The sequence below is a fragment of the Photobacterium sp. TY1-4 genome (assembly GCF_025398175.1).
GTDB lineage: Bacteria > Pseudomonadota > Gammaproteobacteria > Enterobacterales > Vibrionaceae > Photobacterium.
The window spans coordinates 3509626-3522837 of record NZ_CP099734.1 but is presented as its reverse complement, the minus strand read 5'-3'; the positions used below and the strand labels follow the sequence as shown (position 1 = coordinate 3522837).

The window sequence follows — 13212 nt, the reverse complement described above, 5'->3', positions numbered from 1 at the left end:
TGCTTTTCTTAAAAGCGGCGGCAAGAAATCAGTAATCACTGAGCCGTTTCTTCGGAAACACCAAAACTTTAATTGAAGAGTTTGATCATGGCTCAGATTGAACGCTGGCGGCAGGCCTAACACATGCAAGTCGAGCGGCAGCGACAACATTGACCCTTCGGGTGATTTGTTGGGCGGCGAGCGGCGGACGGGTGAGTAATGCCTGGGAACATGCCTTAGTGTGGGGGATAACCATTGGAAACGATGGCTAATACCGCATAATCTCCTGTCTTTTGCGAGATGGGAGCAAAGAGGGGGACCTTCGGGCCTCTCGCGCTAAGATTGGCCCAGGTGGGATTAGCTAGTAGGTGGGGTAACGGCTCACCTAGGCGACGATCCCTAGCTGGTCTGAGAGGATGATCAGCCACACTGGAACTGAGACACGGTCCAGACTCCTACGGGAGGCAGCAGTGGGGAATATTGCACAATGGGGGAAACCCTGATGCAGCCATGCCGCGTGTGTGAAGAAGGCCTTCGGGTTGTAAAGCACTTTCAGTCGTGAGGAAGGCGGCTAAGTTAATAGCTTAGTTGTTTGACGTTAGCGACAGAAGAAGCACCGGCTAACTCCGTGCCAGCAGCCGCGGTAATACGGAGGGTGCGAGCGTTAATCGGAATTACTGGGCGTAAAGCGCATGCAGGCGGCTTGTTAAGCCAGATGTGAAAGCCCGGGGCTCAACCTCGGAATCGCATTTGGAACTGGCAGGCTAGAGTCTTGTAGAGGGGGGTAGAATTTCAGGTGTAGCGGTGAAATGCGTAGAGATCTGAAGGAATACCGGTGGCGAAGGCGGCCCCCTGGACAAAGACTGACGCTCAGATGCGAAAGCGTGGGGAGCAAACAGGATTAGATACCCTGGTAGTCCACGCCGTAAACGATGTCTACTTGGAGGTTGGTGTCTTGAACACTGGCTTTCGGAGCTAACGCGTTAAGTAGACCGCCTGGGGAGTACGGTCGCAAGATTAAAACTCAAATGAATTGACGGGGGCCCGCACAAGCGGTGGAGCATGTGGTTTAATTCGATGCAACGCGAAGAACCTTACCTACTCTTGACATCCAGAGAACTTTCCAGAGATGGATTGGTGCCTTCGGGAACTCTGAGACAGGTGCTGCATGGCTGTCGTCAGCTCGTGTTGTGAAATGTTGGGTTAAGTCCCGCAACGAGCGCAACCCTTATCCTTGTTTGCCAGCACTTCGGGTGGGAACTCCAGGGAGACTGCCGGTGATAAACCGGAGGAAGGTGGGGACGACGTCAAGTCATCATGGCCCTTACGAGTAGGGCTACACACGTGCTACAATGGCGCATACAGAGGGCTGCAAGCTAGCGATAGTGAGCGAATCCCAAAAAGTGCGTCGTAGTCCGGATTGGAGTCTGCAACTCGACTCCATGAAGTCGGAATCGCTAGTAATCGTGGATCAGAATGCCACGGTGAATACGTTCCCGGGCCTTGTACACACCGCCCGTCACACCATGGGAGTGGGCTGCACCAGAAGTAGATAGCTTAACCTTCGGGAGGGCGTTTACCACGGTGTGGTTCATGACTGGGGTGAAGTCGTAACAAGGTAGCCCTAGGGGAACCTGGGGCTGGATCACCTCCTTAACGATATGACACATTGTTTGATGCAGTGTCCACACAGATTGCTTGGTGAAATGGTTTTAGAACTCGCGAAAGCGCTAATCAATAACGTCAGTTATTGATTAACGCTTTGTGCGTTATGCTCTTTAACAATCTGGAAAGCTGACTAGTAATTCGATTTTTAGGAATCGAAATTATTGTTTCACCGCAAGGTGAAACGAGTTCTCAAGCAATACACATTCAAGTGTCTTGTGTAAGTTTGCTTTCACTTTTCAAAGTGAAGACAGACAAAGAGTCCGGCAAAACAAACAATTCCATCTTTTACTCAGATGGAAACCTTGGTTGTTTACGATACAGACCCTTTGGGGTTGTATGGTTAAGTGACTAAGCGTACACGGTGGATGCCTGGGCAGTCAGAGGCGATGAAGGACGTACTAACTTGCGATAAGCGCAGATGAGGCAGTAAGAGCCACTTGAGTCTGCGATTTCCGAATGGGGAAACCCAGCTGCAGAAGCAGTTATCAATACGTGAATCCATAGCGTATTGAGGCGAACCGGGGGAACTGAAACATCTAAGTACCCCGAGGAAGAGAAATCAACCGAGATTCCGGCAGTAGCGGCGAGCGAAACCGGATTAGCCCTTAAGTTGGTTTGATGTCAGGTGAATGAGCTGGAAAGCTCAGCGATACAGGGTGATAGCCCCGTAACCGGTAACATCTTATCAGTGAAAACGAGTAGGACGGGACACGTGTTATCTTGTCTGAAGATGGGGGGACCATCCTCCAAGGCTAAATACTCCTGACTGACCGATAGTGAACCAGTACCGTGAGGGAAAGGCGAAAAGAACCCCTGTGAGGGGAGTGAAATAGAACCTGAAACCGTGTACGTACAAGCAGTAGGAGCACCTTCGTGGTGTGACTGCGTACCTTTTGTATAATGGGTCAGCGACTTAATTTCAGTAGCAAGGTTAACCATCTAGGGGAGCCGTAGGGAAACCGAGTCTTAACTGGGCGTGCAGTTGCTGGGATTAGACCCGAAACCAGGTGATCTAGCCATGGGCAGGTTGAAGGTGCGGTAACACGCACTGGAGGACCGAACCGACTAATGTTGAAAAATTAGCGGATGACTTGTGGCTAGGGGTGAAAGGCCAATCAAACCTGGAGATAGCTGGTTCTCCCCGAAAGCTATTTAGGTAGCGCCTCGGACGAATACTACTGGGGGTAGAGCACTGTTAAGGCTAGGGGGTCATCCCGACTTACCAACCCTTTGCAAACTCCGAATACCAGTAAGTACTATCCGGGAGACACACGGCGGGTGCTAACGTCCGTCGTGGAGAGGGAAACAACCCAGACCGCCAGCTAAGGTCCCAAAGTTATCGCTAAGTGGGAAACGATGTGGGAAGGCTCAGACAGCCAGGATGTTGGCTTAGAAGCAGCCATCATTTAAAGAAAGCGTAATAGCTCACTGGTCGAGTCGGCCTGCGCGGAAGATTTAACGGGGCTAAGCGATACACCGAAGCTGCGGCAATGTAGTTTACTACATTGGGTAGGGGAGCGTTCTGTAAGCTGTTGAAGGTGGTCTGTAAGGGCTGCTGGAGGTATCAGAAGTGCGAATGCTGACATGAGTAACGATAAAGGGGGTGAAAAACCTCCTCGCCGGAAGACCAAGGGTTCCTGTCCAACGTTAATCGGGGCAGGGTGAGTCGACCCCTAAGGCGAGGCCGAAAGGCGTAGTCGATGGGAAACGGGTTAATATTCCCGTACTTCTTACTATTGCGATGGGGGGACGGAGAAGGCTAGGTGGGCCTGGCGACGGTTGTCCAGGTTCAAGGGTGTAGGCTGATGGTTTAGGCAAATCCGGACCATCTCAAGGCTGAGACCCGATGTCGAGGTGCTACGGCACTGAAGTCATTGATGCCATGCTTCCGGGAAAAGCCTCTAAGCTTCAGATAGTAAGGAATCGTACCCCAAACCGACACAGGTGGTCGGGTAGAGAATACCAAGGCGCTTGAGAGAACTCGGGTGAAGGAACTAGGCAAAATGGTACCGTAACTTCGGGAGAAGGTACGCTCTTGACGGTGAAGTCCCTCGCGGATGGAGCTATTGAGAGTCGCAGATACCAGGTGGCTGCAACTGTTTATTAAAAACACAGCACTGTGCAAAATCGAAAGATGACGTATACGGTGTGACGCCTGCCCGGTGCCGGAAGGTTAATTGATGGGGTTATCTTCGGAGAAGCTCTTGATCGAAGCCCCGGTAAACGGCGGCCGTAACTATAACGGTCCTAAGGTAGCGAAATTCCTTGTCGGGTAAGTTCCGACCTGCACGAATGGCGTAATGATGGCCACGCTGTCTCCACCCGAGACTCAGTGAAATTGAAATCGCAGTGAAGATGCTGCGTACCCGCGGCTAGACGGAAAGACCCCGTGAACCTTTACTACAGCTTGGCACTGAACATTGACCCTACATGTGTAGGATAGGTGGGAGGCTTCGAAGCAGGTACGCCAGTATCTGTGGAGCCGTCCTTGAAATACCACCCTTGTAGTGTTGATGTTCTAACGTCGCCCCCTTATCGGGGGTGCGGACAGTGCCTGGTGGGTAGTTTGACTGGGGCGGTCTCCTCCCAAAGCGTAACGGAGGAGCACGAAGGTGGGCTAATCACGGTCGGACATCGTGAGGTTAGTGCAATGGCATAAGCCCGCTTGACTGCGAGAATGACGGTTCGAGCAGGTGCGAAAGCAGGTCATAGTGATCCGGTGGTTCTGAATGGAAGGGCCATCGCTCAACGGATAAAAGGTACTCCGGGGATAACAGGCTGATACCGCCCAAGAGTTCATATCGACGGCGGTGTTTGGCACCTCGATGTCGGCTCATCACATCCTGGGGCTGAAGTCGGTCCCAAGGGTATGGCTGTTCGCCATTTAAAGTGGTACGCGAGCTGGGTTTAGAACGTCGTGAGACAGTTCGGTCCCTATCTGCCGTGGGCGTTGGATGATTGAGAGGGGCTGCTCCTAGTACGAGAGGACCGGAGTGGACGAACCGCTGGTGTTCGGGTTGTGTCGCCAGACGCATTGCCCGGTAGCTAAGTTCGGAATCGATAACCGCTGAAAGCATCTAAGCGGGAAGCGAGCCTCAAGATGAGTCATCCCTAAGGCTTTAAGCCTTCTGAAGGGTTGTCGTAGACGACGACGTTGATAGGCAGGGTGTGTAAGCGCTGTGAGGCGTTGAGCTAACCTGTACTAATTGCCCGTGCGGCTTAACCATACAACACCCAAGGGGTTTTACGGACTCCACGAGCACTTGAATGATGTGTTTGAGAAACTAGTTAACTTTTCCAGATTTAGTGTAGGGTCACATCGCTCCTTGCCATCCATGGCATCGCGATATTAGTGAATCCCTTCACGTCGAATTTGCTTGGCGACCATAGCGTTGCGGACCCACCTGATCCCATGCCGAACTCAGTAGTGAAACGCAGCAGCGCCGATGGTAGTGTGGGGCCTCCCCATGTGAGAGTAGGACATCGCCAGGCTTTCATTCCGACTTTGCTTGAGATTCAAGCAAGTCACCATAAAGTTCTAAAGTTTCTTAGAGTTTTATGTTGACTTTCAAAGTGGGAAGCGTATTATACGCACCTCGCTTGAGCGCTAAGGCGCTGAAAGCACAGTTCTTTAACAATTTGACCATGCAATCTGTGTGGGCACTCGTGAAATGATAGTCAAAAAGATTTATCAGTGAACTGAGTGACCAAATTGATACTTCGGTATCAGCACAGTCAATTTATCAGTAATCACTGAGCCGTTTCTTCGGAAACACCAAAACTTTAATTGAAGAGTTTGATCATGGCTCAGATTGAACGCTGGCGGCAGGCCTAACACATGCAAGTCGAGCGGCAGCGACAACATTGACCCTTCGGGTGATTTGTTGGGCGGCGAGCGGCGGACGGGTGAGTAATGCCTGGGAACATGCCTTAGTGTGGGGGATAACCATTGGAAACGATGGCTAATACCGCATAATCTCCTGTCTTTTGCGAGATGGGAGCAAAGAGGGGGACCTTCGGGCCTCTCGCGCTAAGATTGGCCCAGGTGGGATTAGCTAGTAGGTGGGGTAACGGCTCACCTAGGCGACGATCCCTAGCTGGTCTGAGAGGATGATCAGCCACACTGGAACTGAGACACGGTCCAGACTCCTACGGGAGGCAGCAGTGGGGAATATTGCACAATGGGGGAAACCCTGATGCAGCCATGCCGCGTGTGTGAAGAAGGCCTTCGGGTTGTAAAGCACTTTCAGTCGTGAGGAAGGCGGCTAAGTTAATAGCTTAGTTGTTTGACGTTAGCGACAGAAGAAGCACCGGCTAACTCCGTGCCAGCAGCCGCGGTAATACGGAGGGTGCGAGCGTTAATCGGAATTACTGGGCGTAAAGCGCATGCAGGCGGCTTGTTAAGCCAGATGTGAAAGCCCGGGGCTCAACCTCGGAATCGCATTTGGAACTGGCAGGCTAGAGTCTTGTAGAGGGGGGTAGAATTTCAGGTGTAGCGGTGAAATGCGTAGAGATCTGAAGGAATACCGGTGGCGAAGGCGGCCCCCTGGACAAAGACTGACGCTCAGATGCGAAAGCGTGGGGAGCAAACAGGATTAGATACCCTGGTAGTCCACGCCGTAAACGATGTCTACTTGGAGGTTGGTGTCTTGAACACTGGCTTTCGGAGCTAACGCGTTAAGTAGACCGCCTGGGGAGTACGGTCGCAAGATTAAAACTCAAATGAATTGACGGGGGCCCGCACAAGCGGTGGAGCATGTGGTTTAATTCGATGCAACGCGAAGAACCTTACCTACTCTTGACATCCAGAGAACTTTCCAGAGATGGATTGGTGCCTTCGGGAACTCTGAGACAGGTGCTGCATGGCTGTCGTCAGCTCGTGTTGTGAAATGTTGGGTTAAGTCCCGCAACGAGCGCAACCCTTATCCTTGTTTGCCAGCACTTCGGGTGGGAACTCCAGGGAGACTGCCGGTGATAAACCGGAGGAAGGTGGGGACGACGTCAAGTCATCATGGCCCTTACGAGTAGGGCTACACACGTGCTACAATGGCGCATACAGAGGGCTGCAAGCTAGCGATAGTGAGCGAATCCCAAAAAGTGCGTCGTAGTCCGGATTGGAGTCTGCAACTCGACTCCATGAAGTCGGAATCGCTAGTAATCGTGGATCAGAATGCCACGGTGAATACGTTCCCGGGCCTTGTACACACCGCCCGTCACACCATGGGAGTGGGCTGCACCAGAAGTAGATAGCTTAACCTTCGGGAGGGCGTTTACCACGGTGTGGTTCATGACTGGGGTGAAGTCGTAACAAGGTAGCCCTAGGGGAACCTGGGGCTGGATCACCTCCTTAACGATATGACACATTGTTTGATGCAGTGTCCACACAGATTGCCTGGTTAAAATGTGAAGAGCGAAACGATGCTGGGTCTGTAGCTCAGGTGGTTAGAGCGCACCCCTGATAAGGGTGAGGTCGGTGGTTCAAGTCCACTCAGACCCACCACTTCCTGCCCAAGGGAAGTTGGTGAGGCATCGGAAACGTCGGGGCTATAGCTCAGCTGGGAGAGCGCCTGCCTTGCACGCAGGAGGTCAGCAGTTCGATCCTGCTTAGCTCCACCACTCTTTAAGGGTTTTCCCTGAGAATCTTTAAACAGTGGTTTGTTTCTCTTTGGAGAAAACGAAACACATGCTCTTTAACAATCTGGAAAGCTGACTAGTAATTCGATTTTTAGGAATCGAAATTATTGTTTCACCGCAAGGTGAAACGAGTTCTCAAGCAACACACATTCAAGTGTCTTGTGTAAGTTTGCTTTCACTTTTCAAAGTGAAGACAGACAAAGAGTCCGGCAAAACAAACTATTCCATCAAGCAATTGATGGAAAACCTTGGTTGTTTACGATACAGACCCTTTGGGGTTGTATGGTTAAGTGACTAAGCGTACACGGTGGATGCCTGGGCAGTCAGAGGCGATGAAGGACGTACTAACTTGCGATAAGCGCAGATGAGGCAGTAAGAGCCACTTGAGTCTGCGATTTCCGAATGGGGAAACCCAGCTGCAGAAGCAGTTATCATTAAGTGAATACATAGCTTAATGAGGCGAACCGGGGGAACTGAAACATCTAAGTACCCCGAGGAAGAGAAATCAACCGAGATTCCGGCAGTAGCGGCGAGCGAAACCGGATTAGCCCTTAAGTTGGTTTGATGTCAGGTGAATGAGCTGGAAAGCTCAGCGATACAGGGTGATAGCCCCGTAACCGGTAACATCTTATCAGTGAAAACGAGTAGGACGGGACACGTGTTATCTTGTCTGAAGATGGGGGGACCATCCTCCAAGGCTAAATACTCCTGACTGACCGATAGTGAACCAGTACCGTGAGGGAAAGGCGAAAAGAACCCCTGTGAGGGGAGTGAAATAGAACCTGAAACCGTGTACGTACAAGCAGTAGGAGCACCTTCGTGGTGTGACTGCGTACCTTTTGTATAATGGGTCAGCGACTTAATTTCAGTAGCAAGGTTAACCATCTAGGGGAGCCGTAGGGAAACCGAGTCTTAACTGGGCGTGCAGTTGCTGGGATTAGACCCGAAACCAGGTGATCTAGCCATGGGCAGGTTGAAGGTGCGGTAACACGCACTGGAGGACCGAACCGACTAATGTTGAAAAATTAGCGGATGACTTGTGGCTAGGGGTGAAAGGCCAATCAAACCTGGAGATAGCTGGTTCTCCCCGAAAGCTATTTAGGTAGCGCCTCGGACGAATACTACTGGGGGTAGAGCACTGTTAAGGCTAGGGGGTCATCCCGACTTACCAACCCTTTGCAAACTCCGAATACCAGTAAGTACTATCCGGGAGACACACGGCGGGTGCTAACGTCCGTCGTGGAGAGGGAAACAACCCAGACCGCCAGCTAAGGTCCCAAAGTTATCGCTAAGTGGGAAACGATGTGGGAAGGCTCAGACAGCCAGGATGTTGGCTTAGAAGCAGCCATCATTTAAAGAAAGCGTAATAGCTCACTGGTCGAGTCGGCCTGCGCGGAAGATTTAACGGGGCTAAGCGATACACCGAAGCTGCGGCAATGTAGTTTACTACATTGGGTAGGGGAGCGTTCTGTAAGCTGTTGAAGGTGGTCTGTAAGGGCTGCTGGAGGTATCAGAAGTGCGAATGCTGACATGAGTAACGATAAAGGGGGTGAAAAACCTCCTCGCCGGAAGACCAAGGGTTCCTGTCCAACGTTAATCGGGGCAGGGTGAGTCGACCCCTAAGGCGAGGCCGAAAGGCGTAGTCGATGGGAAACGGGTTAATATTCCCGTACTTCTTACTATTGCGATGGGGGGACGGAGAAGGCTAGGTGGGCCTGGCGACGGTTGTCCAGGTTCAAGGGTGTAGGCTGATGGTTTAGGCAAATCCGGACCATCTCAAGGCTGAGACCCGATGTCGAGGTGCTACGGCACTGAAGTCATTGATGCCATGCTTCCGGGAAAAGCCTCTAAGCTTCAGATAGTAAGGAATCGTACCCCAAACCGACACAGGTGGTCGGGTAGAGAATACCAAGGCGCTTGAGAGAACTCGGGTGAAGGAACTAGGCAAAATGGTACCGTAACTTCGGGAGAAGGTACGCTCTTGACGGTGAAGTCCCTCGCGGATGGAGCTATTGAGAGTCGCAGATACCAGGTGGCTGCAACTGTTTATTAAAAACACAGCACTGTGCAAAATCGAAAGATGACGTATACGGTGTGACGCCTGCCCGGTGCCGGAAGGTTAATTGATGGGGTTATCTTCGGAGAAGCTCTTGATCGAAGCCCCGGTAAACGGCGGCCGTAACTATAACGGTCCTAAGGTAGCGAAATTCCTTGTCGGGTAAGTTCCGACCTGCACGAATGGCGTAATGATGGCCACGCTGTCTCCACCCGAGACTCAGTGAAATTGAAATCGCAGTGAAGATGCTGCGTACCCGCGGCTAGACGGAAAGACCCCGTGAACCTTTACTACAGCTTGGCACTGAACATTGACCCTACATGTGTAGGATAGGTGGGAGGCTTCGAAGCAGGTACGCCAGTATCTGTGGAGCCGTCCTTGAAATACCACCCTTGTAGTGTTGATGTTCTAACGTCGCCCCCTTATCGGGGGTGCGGACAGTGCCTGGTGGGTAGTTTGACTGGGGCGGTCTCCTCCCAAAGCGTAACGGAGGAGCACGAAGGTGGGCTAATCACGGTCGGACATCGTGAGGTTAGTGCAATGGCATAAGCCCGCTTGACTGCGAGAATGACGGTTCGAGCAGGTGCGAAAGCAGGTCATAGTGATCCGGTGGTTCTGAATGGAAGGGCCATCGCTCAACGGATAAAAGGTACTCCGGGGATAACAGGCTGATACCGCCCAAGAGTTCATATCGACGGCGGTGTTTGGCACCTCGATGTCGGCTCATCACATCCTGGGGCTGAAGTCGGTCCCAAGGGTATGGCTGTTCGCCATTTAAAGTGGTACGCGAGCTGGGTTTAGAACGTCGTGAGACAGTTCGGTCCCTATCTGCCGTGGGCGTTGGATGATTGAGAGGGGCTGCTCCTAGTACGAGAGGACCGGAGTGGACGAACCGCTGGTGTTCGGGTTGTGTCGCCAGACGCATTGCCCGGTAGCTAAGTTCGGAATCGATAACCGCTGAAAGCATCTAAGCGGGAAGCGAGCCTCAAGATGAGTCATCCCCAAGGCTTTAAGCCTTCTGAAGGGTTGTCGTAGACGACGACGTTGATAGGCAGGGTGTGTAAGCGCTGTGAGGCGTTGAGCTAACCTGTACTAATTGCCCGTGCGGCTTAACCATACAACACCCAAGGGGTTTTACGGACTCCACGAGCACTTGAATGATGTGTTTGAGATACTAGTTAACTTTTCCAGATTTAGTGTAGGGTCACATCGCTCCTTGCCATCCATGGCATCGCGATATTAGTGAATCCCTTCACATCGAATTTGCTTGGCGACCATAGCGTTGCGGACCCACCTGATCCCATGCCGAACTCAGCAGTGAAACGCAGCAGCGCCGATGGTAGTGTGGGGCCTCCCCATGTGAGAGTAGGACATCGCCAGGCTCCAATTACGAAAGCCCGTTGGCTACAACGGGCTTTTCTTTCGCTCTCATCAACGGTGATACGAGCGGAGTCAAGATAAGGTTTTTACTTTCTCGCCGGTTGGCAAAAAAGTTGAAAGTTTTATCTTGACTTCAAATCTGGAAAGCGTAATATACGCGTCCTGGCTTGCTGAAGCGCATTGCGTCAAGGCATTGAAAGTCAACGTTCTTTAACAATTTGACCATGCAATCTGTGTGGGCGCTCGTGAAATGATAGTCAAAAGATTTATCAGTGAGCTGAGTGACCAAATTGATACTTCGGTATCAGCACAGTCAATTTATCAGTAATCACTGAGCCGTTTCTTCGGAAACACCAAAACTTTAATTGAAGAGTTTGATCATGGCTCAGATTGAACGCTGGCGGCAGGCCTAACACATGCAAGTCGAGCGGCAGCGACAACATTGACCCTTCGGGTGATTTGTTGGGCGGCGAGCGGCGGACGGGTGAGTAATGCCTGGGAACATGCCTTAGTGTGGGGGATAACCATTGGAAACGATGGCTAATACCGCATAATCTCTACGGAGCAAAGAGGGGGACCTTCGGGCCTCTCGCGCTAAGATTGGCCCAGGTGGGATTAGCTAGTAGGTGGGGTAACGGCTCACCTAGGCGACGATCCCTAGCTGGTCTGAGAGGATGATCAGCCACACTGGAACTGAGACACGGTCCAGACTCCTACGGGAGGCAGCAGTGGGGAATATTGCACAATGGGGGAAACCCTGATGCAGCCATGCCGCGTGTGTGAAGAAGGCCTTCGGGTTGTAAAGCACTTTCAGTCGTGAGGAAGGCGGCTAAGTTAATAGCTTAGTTGTTTGACGTTAGCGACAGAAGAAGCACCGGCTAACTCCGTGCCAGCAGCCGCGGTAATACGGAGGGTGCGAGCGTTAATCGGAATTACTGGGCGTAAAGCGCATGCAGGCGGCTTGTTAAGCCAGATGTGAAAGCCCGGGGCTCAACCTCGGAATCGCATTTGGAACTGGCAGGCTAGAGTCTTGTAGAGGGGGGTAGAATTTCAGGTGTAGCGGTGAAATGCGTAGAGATCTGAAGGAATACCGGTGGCGAAGGCGGCCCCCTGGACAAAGACTGACGCTCAGATGCGAAAGCGTGGGGAGCAAACAGGATTAGATACCCTGGTAGTCCACGCCGTAAACGATGTCTACTTGGAGGTTGGTGTCTTGAACACTGGCTTTCGGAGCTAACGCGTTAAGTAGACCGCCTGGGGAGTACGGTCGCAAGATTAAAACTCAAATGAATTGACGGGGGCCCGCACAAGCGGTGGAGCATGTGGTTTAATTCGATGCAACGCGAAGAACCTTACCTACTCTTGACATCCAGAGAACTTTCCAGAGATGGATTGGTGCCTTCGGGAACTCTGAGACAGGTGCTGCATGGCTGTCGTCAGCTCGTGTTGTGAAATGTTGGGTTAAGTCCCGCAACGAGCGCAACCCTTATCCTTGTTTGCCAGCACTTCGGGTGGGAACTCCAGGGAGACTGCCGGTGATAAACCGGAGGAAGGTGGGGACGACGTCAAGTCATCATGGCCCTTACGAGTAGGGCTACACACGTGCTACAATGGCGCATACAGAGGGCTGCAAGCTAGCGATAGTGAGCGAATCCCAAAAAGTGCGTCGTAGTCCGGATTGGAGTCTGCAACTCGACTCCATGAAGTCGGAATCGCTAGTAATCGTGGATCAGAATGCCACGGTGAATACGTTCCCGGGCCTTGTACACACCGCCCGTCACACCATGGGAGTGGGCTGCACCAGAAGTAGATAGCTTAACCTTCGGGAGGGCGTTTACCACGGTGTGGTTCATGACTGGGGTGAAGTCGTAACAAGGTAGCCCTAGGGGAACCTGGGGCTGGATCACCTCCTTAACGATATGACGCATTGTTTGATGCAGTGTCCACACAGATTGCTTGGTCGAAATAGAAAGAACATGTTTTTCTAAGTGCCCAAACTTAGAAACCAAAGTCCCATTCGTCTAGAGGCCTAGGACACCGCCCTTTCACGGCGGTAACAGGGGTTCGACTCCCCTATGGGACGCCACGGGTCGTTAGCTCAGTTGGTAGAGCAGTTGACTTTTAATCAATTGGTCGCAGGTTCGAATCCTGCACGACCCACCATCTTTCCACGAAGGATGTAAAACCGTTTTGCTTCTGCTTTTTCAAAAGTGGAGACAAACAGCCGTGGGCGATTAGCTCAGTTGGGAGAGCACCTCCCTTACAAGGAGGGGGTCACTGGTTCGAGCCCGGTATCGCCCACCATTCTTTCCTCGAAAGAATTCAAACTATCGATGGGGCTATAGCTCAGCTGGGAGAGCGCCTGCCTTGCACGCAGGAGGTCAGCAGTTCGATCCTGCTTAGCTCCACCACTTTCTAAACACACTTACGAGTGTCGTTAGAAAGTGTCTGTCCCTTCGGGATAACAACACATGCTCTTTAACAATCTGGAAAGC

General features: G+C 51.9%; 6 tRNA genes and 7 rRNA genes. All 13 read left to right on the top strand.

Annotated elements, in window-relative coordinates:
- Nucleotides 1–69: 69 nt before the first annotated feature.
- Nucleotides 70–1635: ribosomal RNA gene (locus tag NH461_RS16270) — 16S ribosomal RNA — on the top strand.
- Between the two features lie 350 nt (nt 1636–1985).
- Nucleotides 1986–4874 (top strand): 23S ribosomal RNA (locus tag NH461_RS16265).
- Nucleotides 4875–5023: 149 nt separating this feature from the next.
- Nucleotides 5024–5139 (top strand): 5S ribosomal RNA (gene rrf, locus NH461_RS16260).
- 292 nt (nt 5140–5431) lie between these two features.
- Nucleotides 5432–6997: ribosomal RNA gene (locus NH461_RS16255) — 16S ribosomal RNA — on the top strand.
- A 73-nt stretch (nt 6998–7070) separates the two neighbouring features.
- Nucleotides 7071–7147, top strand: a tRNA-Ile gene (locus tag NH461_RS16250).
- 40 nt (nt 7148–7187) lie between these two features.
- A tRNA-Ala gene (locus tag NH461_RS16245) sits at nt 7188–7263 on the top strand.
- A 302-nt stretch (nt 7264–7565) separates the two neighbouring features.
- Nucleotides 7566–10454: ribosomal RNA gene (locus NH461_RS16240) — 23S ribosomal RNA — on the top strand.
- Between the two features lie 149 nt (nt 10455–10603).
- Nucleotides 10604–10719, top strand: a 5S ribosomal RNA gene (gene rrf / locus NH461_RS16235).
- Nucleotides 10720–11079: 360 nt separating this feature from the next.
- Nucleotides 11080–12631: ribosomal RNA gene (locus tag NH461_RS16230) — 16S ribosomal RNA — on the top strand.
- The 16S, 23S and 5S rRNA genes sit together here with 6 tRNA genes alongside, the layout of an rRNA operon.
- A 96-nt stretch (nt 12632–12727) precedes the next feature.
- A tRNA-Glu gene (locus NH461_RS16225) sits at nt 12728–12803 on the top strand.
- A gap of 1 nt (nt 12804) precedes the next feature.
- Nucleotides 12805–12880, top strand: a tRNA-Lys gene (locus NH461_RS16220).
- 65 nt (nt 12881–12945) lie between these two features.
- Nucleotides 12946–13021: transfer RNA gene (locus tag NH461_RS16215), tRNA-Val, on the top strand.
- Between the two features lie 31 nt (nt 13022–13052).
- Nucleotides 13053–13128, top strand: a tRNA-Ala gene (locus tag NH461_RS16210).
- The last annotated feature ends 84 nt before the right edge of the window (nt 13129–13212 follow it).